Below are 23,830 nucleotides of genomic sequence, written 5' to 3'. Positions count from 1 at the left end.
TAATTTTGCCCGATACGAGATTTTGTTTTATCTTATATGTTTAAACGATTTGAATTTATTGAACAATTCTGAAATATTGTATTTAAGGAGGACATCCCCATGAAAAATCATTCATCCCAAGACACCACCCTCGATATCTCCATCATTGGCTTAATGAGCGCTCTGGTATTTGTCGGAACCTATTTCTTTAAAATTCCTTCCGCCTTTGGCTACACCCACCTCGGCGACTGCATGATCATCCTGACCGTCTGCTTATTTGGCACAAGACGCGGCGTCCTCGCCGGTGCCATCGGCGCAGGTCTCTCCGATTTTCTCGGCGGCTACGCGGTATGGGTTCTCCCGACCATGGTATTAAAAGGTCTCTGGGCGTTCATCGCCGGAACGATTGCCTACAAGCTTCTGCCGAACTTTAAATATTCCTGGCTCGTCGGTGCTATCGTCGGCGGCATCGCCCATATTATCGGCTACACGCTCGTAAAGATCCCGCTCTACGGCACCGTTGTTGCCTTCGGTGAAATGTTCACCCTGTCCATGCAGACCATCGCAGGGATCGTCCTCGGCGGCGTAGCCTACACGATCCTCGTACAGTCCCCGGCGATCCGAACATTAAAGGCAAAATTTGCGTAACAAAAACCCCGGTCCGCAATGTTCATGCACTGCAGACCGGGGTTTTCATTGGGTCTGTATAAAATTTTTACAGAAGGAAATCACCTAAATCGCTGTTGATCATCTCGTCATAGGTCGGAATACCTTTCACAATGATCTGCTTATCTTCGCTGCTGTTATTGTTGAACGCATCGATGTAAGCGCTGATACCAGCAAGATGACGGCCAGTACGCAACTCAATTGGGAAGTTGCCGGAGCTGTAGTCAACATACAGAAGACCCAGATCATAGGCTATCACATAGCAAGGATCCTCACCTGTCTTTACCAGATCCTCATCTGTATAGCCACGAAGACGGCCCTGACTAGGGTTACCAGTCTCCATCAACAGTGCGTAAGTATTGGTATAGTCACCCAACTCACGGTGAGTCAGACCATGTAAGGAAACCGGAGACGGCTCCAGGCTCATGGAAATTCCCTCTAATTCCAGATTCAGAACGCCCTCAGATGCAATAGCAGAAGCGCGCTCGTGAGCTACGGTAGCATTGTTTACAGCATACTCCGGGCTGGACTCATGCAGATCGATCTCCATGTCAATATCTAAGGTCTTGATCATATTGGTTACCGCATAAGCAACCTGCTCAGACAAAGTACCATCCTCAACTCCCGGATAGCATCGGTTCAGGTTACGAGTTTCTGAACCGGAAAGTGTCTGACCGGAAGACTTGTGTGTGTAAATATCCGGATCCGGCCACTGGTCGATCGGGTTGGTTGCACGAGAGCCGTACTGGAATGTTCTGGTCTCACCATTTTTTGTGGTGAAGTGCATGTACTGTGGAGAACCATCCAGCGGGTCATTGTGGGTCAAAGCAGAATTATTGATGTTCGGGATCACATAAATGGTGCCCGCCTCAACCTTTGCATTCTCTTCCAGAATAATGCCGGCCATATGCCCAGAAGGTTCGTTGGCATGGGTGCTGCCCAGAACAACAAGGGAACCTCCCTCTTTTTCGCCTTTCAGTACATACACATCGGAATCGCCGATGGTGCCTTCCAGGTTTGGATTATAACGGCTCAACTTAAATACCTCGGTCACATTCGGACCAGTCACGATGTCTTCCTTGAAATGGCGCTTGGTATAAAAGCTCGTACCGGCAATACCGCCAACAAGAGCCGCGCAAACCAGGATGGCAACGGCGGACAGATACGTTTTCTTCATTTTCATTCACCCTCCTTACTTGATCAGGAAGATGCGCAGCAGCAGAGGAATTAAAATCATAGCTGCGTTGATCTGATCAACAAGGCGTTCTTCCTTAAAAATCATATTGTACAGTGTGCTTACAAAAACCAGAAGGGCGATGGCTAAATAAATGATCGTGATAATACTCATAATTCAGTCCCTCCTTTAAAACAGTCCGGCAATCAGTTTTGAATTTGCCAGGAAGAAACAAGCGTAAACCAGCAGAATGATGATAGGCACAATACAACGCTTCAGGATCTTAGTGTATTTTTCTACACCTGTAACCTGTGCCGCGAACAGACCTGCTAAAGCGGTAGGAGGCATCATATCACCCACAGCAGCGATCAGGCTGATAGCAGCTAAAACCACAACGGAGTTTCCGCCTAAAAGTGAAGCATAAATGTAAGCGAACGGAACGCCTAAAACCGAGCATGCGCCGTAAGAGGAAACTGCACCAAACAGCGGAATACTGATCGCGCAGGCTAAGAGCCACAATGTGCTCGGAAGACGCAGACAGCTGATAACTACCAGACCACGAACGCCGGTCGCTGTCATTACTTCGATGAACATACCAACCCCCATCAGAATACCCATAACAGGTGCTGCGGTACGGATGGCTTCCGGTACAGCAGTCAGTACATTGATCTTCTTTCCGGTGAACAGACCAACGGCAGCACTGATAAGGAACATGAGTGGCATACCGATGTCTTCGCCTAACTTCAGAACCTTAAAGATAACCATTAAAGCAACCAGAACCAGTAACGGAATGTAGATGCGCACACCGTACTGCTTGCGGATCGCATCCTGCTTTTCAAGAGCAGGTTTCAGTTTTTCATAGTCCATGTGGCGTGCCTGCTTGTAGCCGAGTAAAAGCACGAACAGAATCGCTAACGGGAAAGTGATTAAGGCCAGCGGACCCTCAAAACCAACATAAGGAACATCGATACCTGCGCAGATAATTAATGCAGCGGTATTTACAGGAGGTGCGATCATACCAAGCAGAGCACCCATAGCGATAATGGAGCCTGAGGTAACGGCATCAATTCCCATTAATGCAAGAACCGGAGCCATAATGGAACCTGCTGAAAGAACTGCTGCAGTGGAAGAACCGGTGATCATGCCGGGGAACATGATGATGAGCATGATTAAAACCAGTAAAACAGCAGGGAAACGATGGAATTTCTCAATAATCAGGCTGCTTAAAGCATCCAGAGCACCGGATCCCTCAATGACCTTCATGAAAATCATGGCACAGCCAATAGTCAGAATGGTATCTACATAACCGAACTCGCCCTCTACCATCATACGGATAGTCTCGGTGCCGAGGCCGCCCTCAAGAGCACCGCAGAGCGCTGCTATCAGCATTGATACGCCAACAGGCAGTTTGAATGCAAAGCAGCCGATCATGAAAACACCGACCATCACAATAAAAGTGATCACGTAAGGTGTCATAATGATGTTCTCCTCTTCAAAATCACTGCGGCCCGTTCAGCCAGGCCGCAGGTTAGTTTGTTTGTTTGTTTAGTAACTCAGATTTACAGACCAAATGCAGTTTTTAAAGCGTCAAGAGTACCTGCAGTGTTATCTACATAGATTGCAGGAGTTCCGTTGCCGGATAAGATACCAGACATCAGACCATCGGAATCCCCCTCAGAAACTACGATAGCAGCATCGCAGCCCTGGAAAGCCGGAGTGATAAAGCTGTCAGATAAGGTACCGCGACGAGCGGATCCGCCAGTGTGCAGAGCAAGAACAATGATACCTTTTTCCTTTGCAGCGGAAATCAGAGCGTCAGTACGTGCAAGCTCCTGGTCAGCATCGATACCGGCAGCACCAAGTCCCTTGGAAGATCCACCGACTGCAAGGATCAGAGTTTTGCAGTCATCCGGAAGATCTGCGCCTGTGATGTTCTTATTCATTGTTACTTCAATGCCAGCCTTTGTGCAAAGTGTATTTGCAATGTCTACATCAGCACTCTGTCCAATACTGGTCAGGATAGCCGGAGTAGAGCACATACCTGCGCTGATCTCAGTCAGTTCAGTTGCAGCACCTGCTGCCGCTGTAGTTTCTGCGGAAGCTGCTGCTGTGGTTTCTGCAGCCGCTGCGGTAGTTGTTGTGCTGGAAGCGCCGGAGCCGCAAGCAGCCAAAGATAATGTCAAAGCACTAGCCGCAATAAAAATACCAAGTTTCTTCATAATCGTATATCTCCTTTTCTTATTTTACGGCTGCCCGCCCCGTTATCGGGAAGCGGGCAGCACTGATAATTCATGTATTACTGGAAATGAAAATTAATATGCCAGAGCCTTACCATCACGGCGAGGATCCGCACCACCGCGCAGTGTTCCGTCCTTACCGATCGAGATTCCCTGTACACCGCCGAAGAACAGCTGCCATTCTCCCTTATCGGTAACTTCATGTCCGCGATCCTGCAGTTCTTTAGCAACCTCAGGAGTGATCGGGTTCACACCGCCGGACTCATAGCAGATATTTTCAGATGCGTTGTCGTAGATACGTGCACAATCGATCGCGTCCTGAATATCCATATTGTAGTCAATCATGCGCTCGATAACCTGAGCGATCGTCGGGAAAATACGGGTAGCTCCCGGGCTTCCGATTGTCATGTACGGAGATCCATCCGGATATAAAACGATAGACGGGCTCATGCTGGATAACGGACGTTTTCCGCCTTCTGCGCAGTTTACGCTCTCAGGATCAGCTGAGAAATCATCCATCTCGTCGTTCATAATAAATCCATAGCCAGGAACACCAACCTTGGAACCAAAGCCGTAGTTGATAGTCTTTGTGCAGGCTACCATGTTGCCCCACTGGTCAACAACGGAAAAGCTTGTAGTTGCATAATGCTCTAACTCTTCCGGCTCTACAGCCACATAGCTGCCGCTCTTGTCAGTGATCTCACTATAACGCTCTGCAGCATAGTCTTTGCTTGTCAGCTGAGCTAGCGGAACATCAGCAAAGTCAGTATCTGCCATATACTGCGCGCGGTCTGCGAAGGCGATCTTGAAAGCCTCAGAGAAACGATGTACATACTCGGCGCTGTTTACACCAATCTTGTCCATATCGTCGTAGTTCTCGAGAATGTTCAGGATCTCAACCAGGTGTGTACCGCCGGAGGATGCCGGTGGTAAAGAGTAGATGGTGTAATCTTTATAGTGACCAACGACAGGCTCACGAACCTTTACTTCGTAATTTGCAAGGTCTTCCATGGTCATGTTGCCGCCCCAAGCCGCAACAGCATCTACCATAGCCTGTGCCATATCGCCGGTATAGAAAGCATCTTTACCGCCATCAGCGATCAGCTGCAGGGTCTTTGCCAGATCCGGGTTTTTGATCACATCGCCAACCTCATACGGCAGTCCGCTCTCATCCAGGTAGATATTGCTCAAAGTCTCGTTTGCAGCAATACCGGTATACTCGCTGTCCAGCTCTTCCTTAAAGGTAACTCCCACTACATAGCCGTTGTTGGCAGTGTCGATAGCAGGCTGGAAGATCTGCTGACGGCTTACGGCATCAGAACCGTAGTTATCAAGAAGATACTCAAAACCAGCAACTTCTCCAGGTACAGCTACCGACAGACCGCCGATCACACTCTTGTCACCCAGATTGTTCACGCCGTCCAGGCTGAACTGCTCCATCTTTCCGTTTTCATCCAACCACATCTGTGCATTAGCAGCTGCAGGAGCAGTCTCACGGAAATCAAGGACACTCACCTTGTCATCTTTGGCACTGTAAATAGTCATAAATCCGCCGCCGCCCAGACCGGAGAAGTACGGCTCAGCCACGCCCAGAGTGTAGGCTACAGCAGCCGCTGCGTCAAAGGCGTTTCCGCCTTCCTTTAGAATTTCCAGACCTGCCTTGCTGGCGTACCAGTTACAGGAAGCAACCGCGCCGTTTTTACCGGTAGCGTCACGGTCATCACGCTTCTTCTCGAGGTTTTCGTTGTAAGGCAGCCAGACATCCTCACCAACGTTTTCGGTCGTAGAAGCAGCTTCTGTTTCGGAAGCTGTCTCGGTAGCAGCCTCACTGCTCGCCGCTGTCGTTGTCGTTGAGGAAGCAGTTCCGCAGGCAGTCAACGAAGCTGCCAGACTGAGTGCAACTGCCGATCTTGCAACCAGACGATTTGATCTTTTCATTGTCATCCTCCTTTTGTTTGAGAGGTTCGCCGCCCATCGGCAACTCCTCTCTGTTTTATGGTGTCTTTTATTAGTAAGCGAAAGCTTTACCATCACATCTCAAGTCGGGGTGAAAGCTGATCCCCAGGATAATAGTAATATTTATGTAGAAACTGTGTCGAAGTTCCGTAGGAACTGTGTAAATTATACAAAATCACTCTATTCAAGTCTATTTTTTCTCATATTTTTCTCAAAAATGTAATAATGTCCTTTGATCAATTAAATCGGGTTTCATATAAAACGAAAAAAGTTTTACCTCGTTTTCTCAAGGTAAAACTTTTTTCGTTTTATTGTAGATCGCTTACATATTTTCAACCCAGCGGAATAACTGGCGCGGGCGGCCGACTTTGCCGTAAATGCTCACCATTTCCACTTTCTTATTCTGAATCAGATACTGCAGGTAACGGTATACCGTCTGATATGCAAGACCGCTGCTGCGAGCCACCTCATTTACTGTCATGTAATCCCCACCTTCTTTTAACGAATCCAGCACCAGCTGCATCGTGGCCTCACTTAAGCCTTTGTCCAAAGGTGCCTGTTTTTGATGCTCTCGTTCTAAAAGGCGTAAATGCAGCTTGATGCGGCTGATAATATCTGGAGCCTTGATGGGCTTCAAGGCAAAATCACTAGCACCCGCCTGAAGAAACTGGTCAGCCACCTCCTGACTTTCATCAATTGTAAACACGATAATTGGCACAGTATGTGAAAGTGCACGCAACATCTGCACTCCTTCCACGCCGTTAATGCCGGGCATGTGATAATCGATTAATACAATGTCAGGTTTGTGTAAACGAAACTGCTCCAGGCCTTTTTTTACATTTGGGGCACTGCAGGCCTCCCAGCCCTGAAAATGAAACAGCTCGCCTAAGGCAAAGCGAATATTTTCTTCATCGTCAATGGAAAGTATCGTAATCTTTCGTTCCATGGTTTACTACCTCCGGTAAAAATATGATGAACCGTGTGCCCTTGCCCGGCTGGCTTTCCGATATCACCGAGCCGTCCATGGCTTCCACGGTCTGTTTCACAAAGGCAAGTCCCAGACCGCTGGAGCCAAAGCCGGAAATTCCCTGCTCCCACATGGTGGCTTGCTGCTGCTCGGTCATACCGCAGCCGTTATCTGAAACAGAAAAAGTGATAAACGGCAGGTCATCCACCCGGCGGGCCCGTACATGGATCCAGATGGCAAGCTCCCGCTCCTTCTCAACCGCCAGTGCGGCATTGTGGATCAGATTTACTAACACGCGCGTAAACAAAATACTGTTTACGCTTACCTGAAGCTCCGGTACCTCATTGTCAATATGCACGTTAGATGCGTAATCCTCTACCGATATCTGCGCAAGTGCCATATCTAAAATGTGCTTGGTGTCGCTGGGACTGCATCTGTTTTCATATAAGATTTCCGAGATCATGCTGCTCATCCGATCCATCTGGCTTTCAATGCGGCTCAGATATTCGATTTCCCTGTTTCTTCCGTCAACCTCGCATTGCATTTTTAAAATTCCCACCAAAGTCTGAGTACTGGTCAGAGGCGATTTTAAATCGTGCACCAGATACTTCATTTCCCGGTAGGTACGGTTTTTCATTTCCAGCAGTGCTGCACGACTCTGCACGGTCTGCATTTTTTCTTTTTCCTCCGACAGACGCAGAAGATTATTTTCATCCCGCAGCTGCAGGAGAATAATCGTTGCAAACAGGGTCACAACTAAAATTCCCACCGCACCGATGGCATTTAAGAGAGAATTGGCCTCCAGCACATCAGCAAATAGCTTGATATCAGAACTCGTCTCACCGCGTCCCACGGGCAGACCGCTCATCAGCGGCATGATGTCCAGGAACTGAAAAGCTATAGTAAAAATCAGCAGCATCAGGTTCTTTTTTGTTAATGATATATATTGATAATCCAGACGCCGAAACAGTACCACGGATGAACCCAAAAGCAGAGCAGGCAAACCAAAGTCGTAACGAATACCGTGCACCAGACCAATGCCCTCATATACAAGCGGCAGGATCAGTAAAATCATGCATGCATTGGGTATCCAACTTTTTTTCCCTCTCCGGTAGAGTTCCACTGACTCGGCAATATAATATGCTCCGATATAATGCGGAGCAGCGCGCAGGGCATTTAACATCACCAGGCGTAAAGCAGCCACCATCAGATCGGTCTTCTCCTGCTTTTCCAACGCAAGATGCATATACTCCCGCACCTGAAAATTCTGTACCGTAAATAAAACCGGCATTAAAAAACTCAGCGCGATCAACGCCAGACCGATCATCATTTCTTTGTGGTCTATTTTGCGGATCTCGAAACCCGCCAGTTTGATATTACCTGTCATCACTCCTGGATCTCCTTTTAAAGGCAAAAACTAATATACACACAGCCCCAAGGACCCCGGCCAGAGCCGGAAAATGTGGATATACCGTGTGGTAATACAGGGCACTCTGTCCTGGCGGGACGATCATCTCTGGATCAAACGGCAGACCGTACTGGGCAGCCAGCTGCTTGATGTTTAAAAGATGCAGAACCGGCAGACCATGTGCATTATAATATTGCAAGAGTCCGTCATCACTGCGCACACTGGTAACCGTATAGGGAACCATCACACCGGCCTTCATCTTGTCCTCTTCCAGGCCGATGGTCGTAATGTTTCCGCCCACACCGACAAAACAGCTTATGGGACCTAACGTCTCATACAGGTCCTCACGCGCCTTCAGGTTTGCCGCGAAATCGCGCTCCTGCATGATATCTGCCACGCCATAGGACGCAATGCGGGCAAGTGCCTCCTCTTTTTCCTCCTCAAACATTTCACCTCCGCAGTCATAATCACCTCCCGGTGTGATCAGAGCCGGAGGTGTCTGGAGCCTGCCGTCAAGATAAAGGCGGCAGACCATGTCCGGGAAGGTAAACTGCGGCTGGTTTGCCCCAAAGGTGCTCGCTCCCATGGAAGCGATATAGATCACCTTCACATTCATCGCCTCACCAGCGGCCAGCACAGCCAGATTCAACGTTGGAAAGGAACCCGAAAAGCCCGCGCCGATGGTATCGCCGGACTTTACCCCGGCCTCGGTGAGCATCTGCACCAGCAGTGCGGCCATGTCCGGGTTTGCTGTGGTCCGCTTCGCCTCCTCCGAGCCAAGGCTGGTGGTAATTGGCGTATATTCATCGCCGATCATTCCGGTCTTGTGCGTATCATAAGGAGTGAGGGAAAGTCCTGCTTCCAGCTTATAATCCCGGATATCATCCATCCAGCCCTGCAGCTTCTGGGCAGCCAAAAGTTTGATCTCATAGTCTTCCGTGGCTTTCGTCTGTCCCATCGCCAATGTAAGGACAAGGCAGACGGCCAGCCAGACCACAGCCAGGATAAGTGCCGTGCTTCGGCGTTTTTGCAAACTTTTCATGCGAAAACGCCTCCTTTCACACGCCGGGCAGCTTTTGCCCGATAAGCAGTAAGATCAGCGCCGTAAAAAGCGTAGTGGCGGCAATTGCCAGAAAGGCATCGAAGAATCCCTGTCTGTCGATTTCCCGCGCCAGAATACCTGGCATTAAAATGCCAATCACACTGAAGGGAAGCAGTCTCCATGCGGAAAGTACACAATTCAGCACAAAGGTCAGCAGGATCAGAAAGGCAAACCGGCGTCGACCAAATAAAATCAGCCATTGCGATGCCAGACGGCATAAAAGCACACTCACGGATGCCATAATCAGCGTAGTAACAATACGACCTGGGCTATGTAACGCCAGAACCAGATAACCGGGTACGATAAGTCCAGCCGAAAGCCCGGTAATCTCGGTAAAGATCATACTCACCACTACACCTAACAGAATGATTTGATTATACATAAGGCTCTCCCTCCTCGCGGACACGGGCGATCAGTTTGCGCCCCGCTCCATACAAATTGCCGACTGCAAACAGCACTGTACCCGGTGCTGTATCGTTTAGAGGCATATCGTCAGCCTGTGAAAAACTGCGCACGGCGCAATCAGGCAAGAACCGGTGCAGTTTGGCAGTCATATAGTCTTTATGCGAACCTGCCAGCCAGACCTCGGCCGGAGCCAGTCTCTCACATACAGTCAGCATATCCCGGGTGCGGCTTCCCCGATCGGCCCGGTTGCATACGATCAAAATAAGCTTTCCGGCCTTCTCTCCAAGTTTTTTCTGCAGATCGTCCCAGACGATGCAGGTGGAATCAGGATCATTTACCGAAACGGCATTCACAAAAATCCCCTGCCCCATCTTATATAGTGCCAGCGCATAAGGGTCGCGCTTATAATGGGCCATGCCCGCAAGAGCTGTTTCCCACGAAACGCCCAGATCTTCACATACAGCTATTGCCAGGGAAATATTTTCGGCAAAGTCAAAATCCGGCTCATCCCCAGCGGGACGTGCCAGAACGAAACGGCTGCCCAGCGCCTCCGCATGATTCTTGAGACGGTCTGCCATGGTCTCATCGGCCGTAAATAAAACTCCTCCCTTGGGAATCGTGTTGCTCAACGTATCCGCAATTTCCGGAAGGCTGTCCCCCATCACATCGGCATGATCGTGCCGCACATTCGTAATCACGCCCACATCGGCCTGCAAAATGCGATGCTGTGCACATCTTTGATATTCGGGCTGCAATGCCATGCACTCGATCACCAGAACTTCCGCATTCTGGGCGGCAGCACGGCGCAGAATGCCGACCTGTTCTTTAATATTGGCTTTGCCTCTGCGGTGCAGAGGCTCTTCATTGCCGGAAACATCTATTGTCATCGGATCCGTACCTGTAGTTTTGCAGAATACCCGCAAGCCGCCTGCCCGCAAGCCGGCCTCGATCAGCCGACAGACCGTAGATTTCCCTCGTGTGCCGTTTACATGCACCACGTGACGCAGGGTCGCGCGGCTTTTCGCCGCATCCCGCCCCTCTATCCAAAGTCCCAGACACCAGAAAAGCCCTAAGAGAAGAATCGTTATCTTAAGCATAAAACACCTCAGATTTTATCGTTCAGAAGAACCATTTTCTTAAATCATACTCCGAAACGACACAAAACTCCACAGATAAATATGAGAAAATGCTTCTTCTTCCCAACTGCATTATTGCTTTGGGAAAAAGAAGCATTTTATATTAAAACTATTCTTTTAATCACTGTCATTTAAACCCATTGCGCCACACTGCTATTGCCAAAATAATAGCGCAGGCATATCTTAATATTTCAGATACATGATAAATCTTATTTCCATTTACCTCAGCGCCCTCCTGCGCAAATTTCTGCTCAATAAACCCTCTGATACCTATTTCTATAAGAAGTGCCATTGCTAATCCCAGCGAAAACATTCTCATACCCTTTGTATAGCTATATAACGATAATAAAAATACTACTGAAACGCCTAAGTTACATAATGTTAACCACATTTTTTTCTTCATATAAATCGCCCCCCGCTATGCTGATTGTTTCCGTTTCATCTACTTGAATTATATCATTCCCCCCCCTATTTCTCAACCATTACTTATTATCTCGCCGCATTATTAAGATATTTGTTATTTTTTCGTCATTTGTCTGTAAATTTCATTAAGTAAGTCCACAGTTTTCTCAAATATCATCTCACGATCCTGCACCCGTCAAAGACATCAATTCCAAACTGATCCTCGATCTCCTCTGTCATCAGATCATAAACCACCACATTGACTCCGGAATCCACCTTCCGGTAAGAACCCCTGTCACAGATGATCTGGTTTTCCATCTGCCCGTCAGCACCGGCCATTCTCTGAATGCAAAATTCCTTCGGTTTCTTCCGGATATAGATCTTAGCGGTACCTGCCCCAGTGGCATTTAAGATTTTCCCTTGAGATGTCAGCCATACTCCCGCCGGAAAGCCGTTTTGAAGTGCATCCTCAAGACCTGCCGCGCCAAGAAACCTCTGCAGTTCCTGATCTTCTCCATTACAGGAATCATCCACCGAGATAAACACCCAATAATTAGGGTTCTGGAGCTTTTCGGATATCGTTTCCATATCCCCGCTCTCCTTCAGCTCCTGATCCGCGATCATTTCCCGGATATAGTCCGCATTCTTCTGCCAGCTCTCATAAGCCGCGTCCGCTCTGCGGTCACTCACCGTATAATGTTCCTTTATGTATGTTCCGAGATACTTTGTGTATTTCTGATTTCCCAGATAATTCAGGTGTCCCACATCATCCGCATTGTCCACCTGATAATCCACACCGATCTCATCCACAAGTTTATTACCGTCCAGAAACAGATCGCCGTATTCCCCTGCGATCTCCCCAACCCGGTTGAACAACCTTTCACTCTTCTCATCCACCAGGAAATACGGTGCGATCGTCACAAGCACCGGTATATTCTCCTCCCGGGCCAGCTCCAGGATCTTCCGGTAATACTCCTCCGTCTTTCCATAAAGTGGGCTTACCTCATCCACCTGCTTCACATCGGTCCCCACTTCCGCAACCGTATCGAGATTACATCCAAACCCCTTCCAGTTATCATAGTAGCGATATCCCTGGTTTTTCAGGAAATCCTCCCGGCTGAGTTCCCGGTATCTGGTGTGGTACTGCGTATATTCCAGAAAATACTCTGCCCACTGACTCTTCGGTGCGCTGACCTTAATAGACTCAATCTTATCCTTCGACCACTTCAGTCCAAAATTGTTTTTTATGATCCTGCTGCTCTCCTCATAATCCGCGTCATAGAGCAGCATATATCCTTCCAGCACGATCAACTCCGGTCGCTGGGTCTTCAACGCCTCTTTCAGATAATAGTATGTATTCCAGGACGGCTGCCTGGAACCGCCCAATACATAGGATGCCATTCCATATTCATCCCACAGTGTCCCCGTATTAATATTTTCAAACGCATGGCTGCTGCCTAAAACCAGCACATCCACGCTGCCTTTCTTCTGTTCGTAAAACTTTGTCAGGCTGTAGATGCCGTCCCCGTACTTCATCTTGAATACGCGATTGATTCCTGCCAGCACCATGAGCAGAATCAGCAAAAAACCTGTGATCCGAACTACCGTCTTTTTCACTTTTCCCCTCCTAGAACTGAAAATAGATAAACTGCTGCGGATCAAATGCTGGTCCATATTCCCCGAAAATGAAGATCATCACGATAAGTCCGATCACAGCAAACCACTCAAACCACAGGTTCTGGCTCATCAGGAATACGTCCAGCGTCTGTTTTTTCAGATACCGTACAAGATCCACCAGAAACAGGATCACAAGACTGACGAGCAGAATGTTCATCTCGATCCGGTCCAGACCGAGAGTGTAGATCTCACCGTCAAACAGGACCCATGGGGTCTGACATGTCACGATCCGTTTGATCACACCGAGCGCGTCCCGGATCGAATCGGCTCTGAAAAAGATCCACGCAAACACCACCAGAACAAATGTCACTGCCATCTGAAGGAATTTCCAGCTAAAGCATTCCGTTTTTACGTTCATGGCTTTCCAGAGTTTATTTCTAAGTTTCTCCGTCACATCCTCGATCACCTGATAAAATCCATGAATACCGCCCCACAGCACAAAGCTCCAGTCCGCCCCATGCCACAGGCCGCTTGTCAGAAATACGATCATAATATTGACCGCTTTGCGGAATTTTCCCCTGCGGTTGCCGCCTAACGGGATATAGAGATAATCCCTGAACCAGGTGCTGAGAGAAATATGCCACCGTCCCCAGAAGTCCCGGATTCCGACGGCAAAATATGGCGTATTAAAGTTTTCCATCAGCTGAAATCCCATGACTTTTGCCGCCCCGATGGCGATCATGGAATAACTGCCAAAATCACAGTAGATCTGAATCGCGAATCCCACCGCCGCCAGCGCGATCTCAGTTCCCCCGTACATGCGGAAATTGTTAAATACCGTATCCACCGGAATCGCGATCCGGTCCGCAATGACCATCTTCATGAAGAGTCCCCAGACCATGAAAATCCCACCGGATGCCACTCTTTTCGCATCCCACACCTGAATCTGATCGATGGATCTCATCTGATTCAATAGATTTTTTGATCTCTCGATCGGTCCTGCCACGAGCTGAGGGAAAAAGGACACAAACAGCGCATACCGGACCGGATTTTTCTCCACTTCCACGTCATTCCGGTATACGTCCATGATGTATCCCAATGCCTGAAACGTGTAAAAGGAGATTCCGACCGGAAGAAGAAGATCAAACCGGCGCTCCACCGCCGAGACATGAATTTTTGACAATATGTAATTGACAGAATTGATTGCGAAATTTCCGTACTTAAACACTGCCAGAATGCCCAGATTGACCGCCATGCAGGCTGCTAGCACCAGTTTCTTCTGAAGTTTTCCGGCACGTTCCTCTTTGGTATGATCCGCCCGGTCTAAGAGCAGTCCGCTTACATATGTGATCGCCGTCGATGAGCCGATCAGAAGCGCATATTTGGCATTCCACCCCATATAAAAATAATAACTGGCAATTAAAAGCCAGTATTCCCGCAGCTTTCGCGGTATCACAAAGTATACCGCCACCACTGCGGGAAAGAATATCATAAAATCAACTGAATTAAACTGCATGACTCTTTACTCTTCCAATAACATCTGGTACACATCCCGTTTCCCGATCCCGCGATCCTTTGCCACAAGCTTCATCGCTTCTTTCTTCTCGATTCCCTGTGACAGATAGACGTCCATGTGCTCCGTGAGCGACATGGCTTCCCAGGTCTGTTCCTTCTCTTTTTTGATCTCTTCCGGGCTCTTTCCCTCGATCACGATGACACATTCGCCCCGCGGTTCCTCCGTCTCAAAATGATCTAACGCCCCCTGAAACGTGGTTCGGAATGCCGTCTCGTACTTCTTTGTGAGTTCCCTGCAGATCGTGATCCTCCGGTTCCCCAGCGCCTCAAGAAGCTCTTCCAAGGTCCGTACCAGACGGTGCGGCGCCTCATAGAGGATGATCGTCCGTGTCTCTGACTTTAATTCTTCCAGAATTCTCTGCTTTTCCTTCTTATCCGACGGCAGAAACGCCTCAAACGCGAACCGTCTTGTCGCCATTCCGGAGATCGTGAGTGCCGTGATGCATGCCGCCGGCCCCGGAAGAGAAGTCAGCTCGATTCCGGCCTCATAGCACTGCTTTACAAGCTCCTCGCCCGGATCCGAGATCCCCGGCGTCCCGGCATCCGTGATCAGTGCGATATTCGTGCCTTCCTTCATCTTCTCAACGAGAACTCTCGCCTTTTCCACCTTATTAAACTCATGGTAACTGGTCATCGGTGTCTTGATGTCAAAATGGTTTAAAAGCTTGATGCTGTGCCGCGTATCCTCCGCAGCGATCAGATCCACCTCTTTCAACGTATTTAACACCCGCAGCGTGATATCATCCAAGTTCCCGATAGGCGTTGCGCATAAATATAATTTTCCCTGCATGACCAATTCCTCCTGCTGCCCGATGCTGCTTTTTCACCGACAGCTTTTTATCTCAACATTTCCGTAACGCGAGTTTACGGATGATTCCATTCCGGATTGGCAAGATCCGCGACTATTCCTACATTATCCGGAGCTTTTCGTTTAGAAAATTCCTGACATTTTCCGGCTCATCCGCCAAAAGAACCCTCACAACAATTTAATACCCGTAAATCGAATAGATCTCATCCGTATACACGCCCGGCTCCTTATAAACGATCACCGGCGCCTCGACCTTCATCCAGGCTCCGCCGCCGCGGACCGCCTCGATGAGGACCATGTTCGCGTCCTTATCCTTGAACGGATGGACCATTTTCATCCGCTTCGGCTCCAGCTTATACTGCTTCATCGTCCCGAAGATCTCGATCAGACGGTGCGGCCGGTGGACCATATACATCCTTCCGCCCGGTTTCAGGACCTTCGCGCCTTCCCGCACAACATCCTCCAGCGTGCAGAGGACCTCATGTCTCGAGATCGCCTTCACTTCCGTCGGATTCTTAAGTCCGTGGGAGTCATTCATATACGGTGGATTTGTCGTAACGACATCAAAGGAAGCCGCTCCGAAAATCCGGCTGGCTTCCTTGATATCTCCATGTACGATCTCAATTTTCTCTTCCAGATGGTTTAATTTGATACTCCGCTCCGCCATTCTGGCGATCTCATCCTGGATCTCAAGCGCTGAAAAATGTTCTCCCTCTGTCTTTGCAGAAAGAAGAAGCGGAATGATCCCCGTCCCGGTTCCAAGATCCAGTACCCGCTCCCCGGGCTTTACAGCAGCAAAACCAGAAAGCAGCACCGCGTCCATACCAAAGCAGAACCCATCTGTCTTCTGGATGATCTGCAGTCCATTTCTCTGAAGATCATCCAGACGCTCATTTTCCTTTAACTCAATCGTCATCGAGTTTTGATTTCCCTTCTTTTTTCTCAAGAGCCTCTAACTGCTTAAGTTCCGCATCGTTCGTGGACTGCTTTTCCCGTCTCTTTTTCGGGCGGAATTTTAACTGATCCACTTTATATTCACGGATCTCCTTCTCATCGTTGTTCACAGTCACAATGACCTTCACAAGCTGGCGCAGAATGCTCACACTGTGGACCTCGCCCTTTAAACCGTCGTCTGTTGTCACATAGTCGCCGATATTCGGAAGTCTTCCGTTTAATTCCTCATAAGTATCTTCCTCGTACTTTAAGCAGCACATCAGTCTTCCGCAGACACCGGAGATCTTCGTCGGGTTCAGGGAAAGATTCTGTTCCTTCGCCATTTTGATGGATACCGGAATAAACTCAGAAAGATAGGACGCACAGCAAAGCGGTCTTCCGCAGATACCGATTCCGCCCACGATCTTTGTCTCATCGCGGACACCGATCTGGCGAAGCTCGATCCTCGTCTTAAACACGGACGCCAGATCCTTTACCAGCTCACGGAAATCGATTCTTCCGTCTGCCGTAAAATAGAACAGCACCTTATTATTATCGAAGGTATACTCCGTGTCAATGAGCTTCATACTGAGATTGTGCTTCTTGATCTTCTCAACGCATACCTTGAAGGCCTCTTTTTCTTTCTCCTTGTTGCGGCGCTCCGTCTCCTCATCCGCCGGTGTCGCCATACGGATCACGCACTTTAACGGCTGGATCACCTTCTTGTCATCCACCTCGTGGGTTCCAAGCACCACATATCCATATTCCACACCTCTGGCTGTCTCGACGATCACATGGTCGCCGGTCTTGATCTCATTCTCACCAGGACTGAAATAATACACTTTTCCCGCTTTTCGGAAGCGGATCCCAATTACTTTCGTCATTCTTCGCTCCTTATGACGGATGCTTCATGGTCAGCAGAAGTAATTCCATCGCTAATTCCATATTTACGTTCGCATTTAAACGTGTTCTTGCCGTGTCGATCGCCGCCAGAATTGCTTCCAGCCCGGCATAATCGACTTTCTCACCCGTCTCGTTGATCATTTTATATTCATCCTTGAAAATCAGCAGGTTCATGTCCTTCGTGACCTTGAACATGAGCACATCCCGGTACCAGAGCTGCATTAAGTCCAGCACCTCGCCGATATCAAAGTTCTGCTCTTTCATCTCCCGGATACAATCCAGAAGCATCGAAATATCCATAGTTCCCACGTTTTTCACGAGAACCATGACCTTCTGGAAAAGTTCCTTGAATTCATCCGACGAAGCCAGATGGATCGCCTTTCCGAGATTTCCCCTTGCGAATGCAGCGCAGATATCCGCATCCTTCTCCGCAATATGGAGATTCTGGGTCAGGTAACTCTTGATCGTGAAATCCTTAAGCGGCTTTAACTTCATCTGGACACATCTGGAGAGGATCGTCGGTAAAAACGCCTCCTGATTTGTCGTGATCAGAATGATGACCGCATAGGACGGCGGCTCTTCAATGGTCTTTAATAAGGCGTTCTGCGCCTGAACCGTCATCTTTTCCGCCTCATCCACGATATAGATCTTATAATAACTGCTGTACGGACGGATCATGATCGTATCGTTGATCTGTTCCCGCACATCATCCACGCCAATGCTTCCCGGCTTTTCATGTGTTACATAGATGAGATCCGGGTGGTTTCCGCTCATCACCTGCTTGCAGGAATGGCACATCATACACGGCTCACTTCCGCCTTTCTCGCACAGGAGCGTCATCGCAAACGCATTCGCGATCGATTTTCTTCCCATGCCGGCTTCTCCCGTCAGGATATAAGCATGTGAGATCTTATGATTCTGGATCGCCTTTTTAAAGTGATCTTTCACCATCTCATTCCCGAGGATCTCTTCAAATCCCATGATCTTTTCTTCTGACATAGCCGCATCCCTCCTCATCCTATTAGTTCCGGCACTGCCTTTTTCGCCGGATCTTCCCGGTTCGAACAGAACATTTAACTGTTCCCGCTAACGGTGTTTCCATTTTATCTTACCACAAAATAACGCCTATAAAAAGTTATTTATCCAAATCCCTTAGGATTTCTTCCAGGCACATTTCCATATCCGTGTTCTGATATCTCTTCGTAATTCCCAAGCGTTCCAGATTTTCCTCTGAAAAATCTTTTTCGTCTGCAAGGTATCTCCGGCAGACTTCCCGATAATTCGGCTTTTTCTGGTTTTCCTCGCGTTTGACGGCCCTGAGAAGCCGGATCCCGTCCGGGACCTCGATATAGACCGGGACCATCTTTCCCGCTTCAAAATAGGTACACATCTTCTCGTAAGATTCCAGTGTCCCGATCATAAGACAGCACTCGTCGTCGGCAACATCAAACTGCCCGTCATCCACCGTATAGTAAGTCCACGAACCGGCGATCGTCTGATAAGTTCTCGACTCGATCACCTTTCCGGAAGCCAGCTGCCGCTCCAGCTCCTCGCGGTCGGTAAAGAAATATTCCACTCCGTCCGTCTCGCCTTCCCGGATCGGTCTTGTTGTATACATCGTCACCGTCCGCAGCTTTGGTCTCCGTTTCAGGATTTCCTTATACAGTGTATCTTTTCCTGTCGCGCTCTTCCCAAGAAGATAATATATCCTGCCCATTTGTTTCTCTCAGCCTTCTGTATTATAATTTTTATCCCTGTCAGATAAGACTTTTCGATCGAACTTTTACAACCACTTTTCAGGTTCTATCTTTTCATTGTATCAAAATCAGAGGTTCCGTGCAACCGTTGTTTCCATCCTCGCTCGATAATTTCACGGGATCCGCATTCCCACTTATACACTGTAAGAATTCCTGTTCCTGCTTGGAAAAATCTGTGAAGACTGCTGTATGACATGGAATTTTCAGTTCATCAAATTCTTATTCTTTTAAAGTAACAAAAGTTTCTCTCCTGGGAAATACTCTCGCATGATAAGCCTCCTCATTTCGGATGCAGCCACCTCTTATGCACTTGAATTACTAACGTTTTCCTTTTTCATCAGCATCCTTTATGAACAAACCCTGGCGTCTGACATGTTAAGATCACGTCCGCATCCGGATCAGCCGGTCCCTGGACAAGAAGTCCTGCTGCCTTGTACGCCATGATCTTCTCCACGATCGCATCCGTGAAGACCTCTCCCGGCGCGATGATCGGGATTCCCGGCGGATACAGATACACAAACTCCGCAGATGCCTTTCCGACCGTATCCTGAAACGCTGTGCGCTCCGTATCAGCATCCATTGCCTCGCAGATGAGCATTCTCCTGACCGGGTGCGAAAGTTTAGATTCCAGGCCTTCTGGAGTCTCACTAGCTGCTTTCTCCTTTCGCCCGGACTCCGTGCGGCGTCTCAGCGCCCCGTCAATCTCCAGCAGCGCCGTTCCAAGCCGCTCAAATCCTTCTTCCGTGTCCATCAGCGACGTCATCGCGATCACATACTCCGGCGCTGTCATCTCCATCTCAAGATGGTATTTTCTCCGCAGTGTCTCCGCCAGCTCTTCCCCGTGAAAATCCTCTGCGCGCATCGTGGAAACCACGATCTTCGACGGATCCCATCCGGCCACAGTCCGATATTTCCCACAGATTTCCCGGTCCAGAACCTCAAGTACCTGAAGTCCTTCCATCCGCTCCATAAAGCGCTCCAGTCTTTTCTCATACCGGATCATCTCATTTCTTCCGTCCCCATCCATATACCGGATGCACCGCTCCATCCCAGCCATAAAAAGGTATGACGGGCTGGATGTCTGAAACATGGACAAATACCTCGAAATTCTGTCCTGATCCACAAACTTTCCCTTCACATGCAGAATTGCCGTCTGTGTAAAGCATGGCAACGTCTTATGAAGGCTCTGGATCACGATATCAGCCCCGTATTCTAACGCCGATTTCGGAAAGCTGTGACACTGATCTGCATACTCCAGATGTGCCCCGTGTGCCTCATCGACGATCAACGGGATCCCGTATTCATGAGCCGCATCCGCGATCGCCCGGATATCCGACACCACGCCTTCATAGGTTGGGGATGTGATGAGCACTGCCTGGATTTTCGTGATTTTTCCTCTCACATCCCCCGAATTTCCCGCACAGTGCATCGCATCCTTTTCAAGCGCTTTTCTCACATCCTCCGCACGGATTCCTCCATTGATCCCGAATTCCGTGATCTCCTCCGGATACAGATACTCCGCCTCCAGCCGGTTCAGGCAGATCGCATGGTACACCGCCTTATGACAGTTTCTCGCTGTCAGGATCTTTCCGCCGTTTTCCGTAGTCGCAAAAACTGCACTTAAAATCCCGCAGGTACTCCCATTCACAAGATACCAGGACCGGTCCGTCCCGTAGATCGCAGCCGCCTCATCCATGGCGTCCTTCAAAATTCCTTCCGCATGATGCAGGTTGTCAAACCCATCGATCTCCGTGATATCGATCCCATACGGGTCCGGAAATCCCCCCGGGATCCCATCCGTAATCTCCCGTCTTTTATGTCCCGGCATATGAAATGGATACGCATCCGAGCCCGCATATTCTGTCAGCCGTTCTAAAAGTCCCGGCTGTTTTTCTTTTCTGTAATTCAAAATTTTTATTCTCCTGTTTCCCATCCGCCTGCAAATGAACTGGGAGTTGTCCGTCAAATTCGCATCCGCATTCGTTATAAAATATTTTTTTCTTTTTGCTCCGAGAGAAGTTTCTCAATCTGCGACTGTCCTACATCCAATAATGCACTCCAGTCTTCTTTGTTCACCCAGTCTAATATCTGTCTGTATTCCATAAGAAATGTCAATACTACAAACGCCGGCTTACTTTACAATCTCCGCTTTTACCTCCGGAAACATATCCCAAATTTCCGCGACTTCACCCCCGGCTGCCTGATAAAAGCTATAGCTGCCATAAACCATCGAATCGCATCCGTCCGATGCCAGTCTCACCACTACCTGTGTCCCATCCGCCTTTGTCAGCGTCAGGATCCCGTTATACGGACATTCTTTCGCTTCATCAAAAGATGCCCCCGCCAGGATCTCCTCCAGCCTTTTTAACAATTCCGGATCCTGCAGCATCTCGGAAATCCCTACGACCTCCGAGTCAGCAGAATCTTTGCGCGCCAAATCGGTGTTTTTCTCCAGCTCTTTGGAAATCGGGACCACCTCAAGTTCCGCACTTGTAATTTCTTTCATGTCTTCCGTTCCGACCGTCTGAAATTCACATTTTTCCTCTGCAATTTTTAATGCCGGAACCGTGATCTCATCCGGATCCGGGTTTTCTGACTCATAAATTTCCTGGCTTGCCGCATATGTGATCCCATCTATTCCATACATTACCGGATCAATGATCTCATTCAAGCCGGTGATCTCTTTCTCCTGATCCTCAGTCAAAGGAATATATTCCTCCAGTACCTCTGCAGCTTCAAATCTTCGGACGGTAAGATATCCGCCGTCCTCCGGTGGTGACATCCGCACACCGCGCTCCTTTACAGTCTCCAGATACCGGACCCCCTCGTCACCGTCACAGAGGCTATATGTAAACGCTTTTCTGAGTTCTTCCGGTCCTTCTATTCCGCTCGGAACAAAAAACAGAACATCCTTTGCTTCCGTGTAATACATTTCATAAACATTTTCGAAAGTATATACTTTTTCAAAAATACTTTCGTCCTCGTTCCACTTTTCAGCCTCGATCACATCATCAATGCTGTAAATGCTGAGATCTTTCAGCGGATCCTCCTTGCCTTTTCGAAATCCCAGGACATACCCGCAACCATTTTCCGTCTCCCGTCCAACAAAATCATACGCATCCCGGATCTCTCCGCCGCAGGATGCTGCCTTTTCCGGATCCATATCCGAAAATTTATGATCTCCATCAAAGGATTCCAATTCTGTTACGATCCACCGACGTTCTTCCTCCGAAAGTGGCTGAAAGGCCAGATTTTCCCTCTGATCTTCTTTTTCCGTTTCAGGACTATTTCGTTCCTCTGTCTGTGGCTCACTCGGATCTTCTACCGGAACAAAAGCCGGCGAACACCCTGTCAGCCAGATTCCTAGTCCTAAAGCTGCCGTCATCATCCAAATCTTTTTCACCTTGCCACCTTCTTTTTCCAAAACTGAACTCGCCTGTCACTGAACTTGTTACCGATATTTTATCATCCATAATTTTTTCACACAAGCGAGCACCCCCATATTTAAGGAAACTGTAAACATGTTATCATTTTGTTATTTTCATAAACAGGATTTTTCACTGTAAATTTCATTCCAGTATTTCTTCTGTAACTATCGGCAGAGTATGATATAATATATTTGTTCACCCTTGTGTATCTTTTGGATACAGCAATACAAGCGTATTTTCATCGTTCAATACGCCAGAAAGAGAGGATCCTATGAAATACAGAATTATTGGCACAACTATCCCTGCAGTTGAGATCAAATTTGATGCTCCAGGCGAAACCATGTATACACAGTCCGGCGGAATGTCCTGGATGTCTGAAGGGATTTCCATGTCCACAAACACACGCGGCGGATTTATGAAAGGTCTTGGCCGCATGTTTGCCGGTGAATCCATGTTTATGGCTACCTACCGTGCGGATGCTCCGGGTGCCACGATCGCATTTGCGTCAACTGTACCTGGTCAGGTTCTTCCGATCGACGCGGCAGAAAACGGCGGCATGATCTGCCAGAAAGGTGCATTCCTCTGCGCACAGGATTCTGTAAATCTTGATGTCACCTTCACAAAGAAATTTACTTCCGGACTGTTTGGCGGCGAAGGCTTCATCCTTGAATCCATCTCCGGTTCCGGAATGGCCTTTCTCGAAATCGACGGCGATGTTGTCGAGAAACAGCTTGCACCGGGCGAAGTGATCAAAGTTGATACAGGAAATATCGTTGCGTTCGAGAAAACCGTAAAATATGAAGTTGAGACGATCAAAGGCCTTGGAAACATCTTTTTCGGCGGCGAAGGTCTCTTCCTCACAAAGCTTACCGGTCCTGGCCGTGTGATCCTTCAGACTCAGAATATCGCTGATTTCGCCGGACGCATTGCACAGTTCATTCCGACAAAATCAAACTGATCTTCGACTTTCAACAACATATACTTTAACCTAAAAAGAGGTTGCTGTGTGAATGTGCAGCAACCTCTTTTTTAGCAAACTTTAGAATACTAAAAAGCGGAAACCTCTCGGCTTCCGCAACTTAATGAGACATCGGGGATTCGAACCCCGGACAACTTGATTAAAAGTCAAGTGCTCTACCGACTGAGCTAATATCCCATACAACTATTAAGTTGTAATGCCCAAAGCTGGAATCGAACCAGCGACACGAGGATTTTCAGTCCTCTGCTCTACCAACTGAGCTATCTGGGCATAATTGCGGGGGCAGGATTTGAACCTACGACCTTCGGGTTATGAGCCCGACGAGCTTCCAGACTGCTCCACCCCGCGACGATGCTTTTTAATTATACAAAATAAATATCGAAAAATCAATACCTATT

At 48.5% G+C, this 23,830-nt stretch carries 22 protein-coding genes and 3 tRNA genes; 2 read left to right on the top strand and 23 right to left on the bottom strand.

Going from position 1 to position 23,830, the window contains the following annotated elements; all coding sequences use genetic code 11:
* The first annotated feature begins 99 nt into the window (after positions 1-99).
* On the top strand, positions 100-627 hold the full coding sequence (locus DWY93_RS07840; protein WP_015553929.1) for an ECF transporter S component: 528 nt from the start codon (positions 100-102) through the stop codon (positions 625-627).
* A gap of 67 nt (positions 628-694) precedes the next feature.
* On the opposite strand, the gene DWY93_RS07835 is transcribed toward DWY93_RS07840, so the two are convergent.
* The 20 genes from DWY93_RS07835 to DWY93_RS07745 form a co-directional block, all read right to left on the bottom strand.
* Entirely contained in the window at positions 695-1,822 is a 1,128-nt protein-coding gene (locus tag DWY93_RS07835) for a Succinylglutamate desuccinylase / Aspartoacylase family. (RefSeq protein WP_015553927.1), read from the bottom strand.
* A 15-nt stretch (positions 1,823-1,837) separates the two neighbouring features.
* Positions 1,838-1,993 carry a hypothetical protein gene (locus tag DWY93_RS17150; protein WP_015553926.1) on the bottom strand — a complete coding sequence of 52 codons (156 nt, stop codon included), beginning with the start codon at positions 1,991-1,993 and terminating at the stop codon, positions 1,838-1,840.
* A 15-nt stretch (positions 1,994-2,008) separates the two neighbouring features.
* On the bottom strand, positions 2,009-3,295 hold the full coding sequence (locus tag DWY93_RS07830; RefSeq protein ID WP_015553925.1) for a TRAP transporter large permease subunit: 1,287 nt from the start codon (positions 3,293-3,295) through the stop codon (positions 2,009-2,011).
* Positions 3,296-3,378: 83 nt separating this feature from the next.
* Entirely contained in the window at positions 3,379-4,038 is a 660-nt protein-coding gene (locus tag DWY93_RS07825; protein WP_015553924.1) for a DUF6305 family protein, read from the bottom strand.
* 93 nt (positions 4,039-4,131) lie between these two features.
* Complete coding sequence (ggt, locus tag DWY93_RS07820; RefSeq protein WP_181968515.1) at positions 4,132-5,994, bottom strand: gamma-glutamyltransferase; 1,863 nt, start codon at positions 5,992-5,994, stop codon at positions 4,132-4,134.
* A 340-nt stretch (positions 5,995-6,334) separates the two neighbouring features.
* Complete coding sequence (locus DWY93_RS07815; protein WP_015553922.1) at positions 6,335-6,958, bottom strand: response regulator; 624 nt, start codon at positions 6,956-6,958, stop codon at positions 6,335-6,337.
* On the bottom strand, positions 6,927-8,366 hold the full coding sequence (locus tag DWY93_RS07810; RefSeq protein ID WP_117472166.1) for a HAMP domain-containing sensor histidine kinase: 1,440 nt from the start codon (positions 8,364-8,366) through the stop codon (positions 6,927-6,929). The genes DWY93_RS07815 and DWY93_RS07810 overlap by 32 nt, the downstream gene beginning before the upstream one ends.
* Positions 8,356-9,429: a poly-gamma-glutamate system protein gene (pgsW, locus tag DWY93_RS07805; protein ID WP_117472164.1), complete on the bottom strand. Its 1,074-nt coding sequence runs from the start codon at positions 9,427-9,429 to the stop codon at positions 8,356-8,358. The genes DWY93_RS07810 and pgsW overlap by 11 nt, the downstream gene beginning before the upstream one ends.
* A 16-nt stretch (positions 9,430-9,445) precedes the next feature.
* Entirely contained in the window at positions 9,446-9,871 is a 426-nt protein-coding gene (gene pgsC, locus DWY93_RS07800; RefSeq protein WP_117472162.1) for a poly-gamma-glutamate biosynthesis protein PgsC, read from the bottom strand.
* Positions 9,864-10,991 (bottom strand): poly-gamma-glutamate synthase PgsB, encoded by a 1,128-nt coding sequence (gene pgsB, locus DWY93_RS07795; protein ID WP_117472160.1) that lies wholly within the window; start codon positions 10,989-10,991, stop codon positions 9,864-9,866. The genes pgsC and pgsB overlap by 8 nt, the downstream gene beginning before the upstream one ends.
* 166 nt (positions 10,992-11,157) lie before the next feature.
* Entirely contained in the window at positions 11,158-11,433 is a 276-nt protein-coding gene (locus DWY93_RS07790) for a hypothetical protein (protein WP_117472158.1), read from the bottom strand.
* 173 nt (positions 11,434-11,606) lie between these two features.
* Positions 11,607-13,049, bottom strand: coding sequence for a hypothetical protein (locus tag DWY93_RS07785; protein ID WP_117472156.1), 1,443 nt, complete (start codon positions 13,047-13,049; stop codon positions 11,607-11,609).
* 10 nt (positions 13,050-13,059) lie between these two features.
* Entirely contained in the window at positions 13,060-14,505 is a 1,446-nt protein-coding gene (locus DWY93_RS07780) for an MBOAT family O-acyltransferase (RefSeq protein ID WP_347465838.1), read from the bottom strand.
* Between the two features lie 66 nt (positions 14,506-14,571).
* The gene (rsmI, locus tag DWY93_RS07775; protein ID WP_117472152.1) at positions 14,572-15,414 is read right to left on the bottom strand and encodes a 16S rRNA (cytidine(1402)-2'-O)-methyltransferase; all 843 of its coding nucleotides are present in this window, start codon (positions 15,412-15,414) and stop codon (positions 14,572-14,574) included.
* 196 nt (positions 15,415-15,610) lie between these two features.
* A complete protein-coding gene (locus DWY93_RS07770; RefSeq protein ID WP_117472150.1) occupies positions 15,611-16,348 on the bottom strand; it encodes a tRNA1(Val) (adenine(37)-N6)-methyltransferase in 738 nt (245 codons plus the stop codon).
* Complete coding sequence (locus DWY93_RS07765) at positions 16,338-17,249, bottom strand: stage 0 sporulation family protein (protein ID WP_015553914.1); 912 nt, start codon at positions 17,247-17,249, stop codon at positions 16,338-16,340. Before DWY93_RS07765 ends, DWY93_RS07770 begins: the two co-directional genes overlap by 11 nt.
* 10 nt (positions 17,250-17,259) lie before the next feature.
* The gene (holB, locus tag DWY93_RS07760; RefSeq protein ID WP_117470019.1) at positions 17,260-18,252 is read right to left on the bottom strand and encodes a DNA polymerase III subunit delta'; all 993 of its coding nucleotides are present in this window, start codon (positions 18,250-18,252) and stop codon (positions 17,260-17,262) included.
* Between the two features lie 151 nt (positions 18,253-18,403).
* Positions 18,404-18,985, bottom strand: a complete 582-nt coding sequence (locus tag DWY93_RS07755; protein WP_117472148.1) for a guanylate kinase — start codon at positions 18,983-18,985, stop codon at positions 18,404-18,406.
* A gap of 377 nt (positions 18,986-19,362) precedes the next feature.
* Positions 19,363-20,934, bottom strand: a complete 1,572-nt coding sequence (locus DWY93_RS07750; RefSeq protein WP_278286475.1) for an aminotransferase class I/II-fold pyridoxal phosphate-dependent enzyme — start codon at positions 20,932-20,934, stop codon at positions 19,363-19,365.
* A gap of 222 nt (positions 20,935-21,156) precedes the next feature.
* Positions 21,157-22,428 carry a hypothetical protein gene (locus DWY93_RS07745; RefSeq protein WP_147324193.1) on the bottom strand — a complete coding sequence of 424 codons (1,272 nt, stop codon included), beginning with the start codon at positions 22,426-22,428 and terminating at the stop codon, positions 21,157-21,159.
* A gap of 296 nt (positions 22,429-22,724) precedes the next feature.
* On the opposite strand from DWY93_RS07745, the gene DWY93_RS07740 reads away from it, so the two are divergent.
* Positions 22,725-23,411 (top strand): TIGR00266 family protein, encoded by a 687-nt coding sequence (locus DWY93_RS07740; RefSeq protein ID WP_015553911.1) that lies wholly within the window; start codon positions 22,725-22,727, stop codon positions 23,409-23,411.
* Between the two features lie 125 nt (positions 23,412-23,536).
* On the opposite strand, the gene DWY93_RS07735 is transcribed toward DWY93_RS07740, so the two are convergent.
* From DWY93_RS07735 to DWY93_RS07725, 3 genes are all read right to left on the bottom strand, one after another.
* Positions 23,537-23,609 (bottom strand) — tRNA-Lys (locus tag DWY93_RS07735).
* A gap of 20 nt (positions 23,610-23,629) precedes the next feature.
* A tRNA-Phe gene (locus tag DWY93_RS07730) sits at positions 23,630-23,702 on the bottom strand.
* A 4-nt stretch (positions 23,703-23,706) separates the two neighbouring features.
* Positions 23,707-23,780: transfer RNA gene (locus DWY93_RS07725), tRNA-Met, on the bottom strand.
* Positions 23,781-23,830 lie beyond the last annotated feature (50 nt).

Origin of the sequence: Clostridium sp. AF28-12 (genome assembly GCF_003435225.1) — a bacterium.
Taxonomy (GTDB): Bacteria; Bacillota; Clostridia; order Lachnospirales; family Lachnospiraceae; genus Pilosibacter; species Pilosibacter fragilis.
Note: the sequence above shows the minus strand (reverse complement) of the source record. Positions and strands in the feature narration are given on the sequence as shown.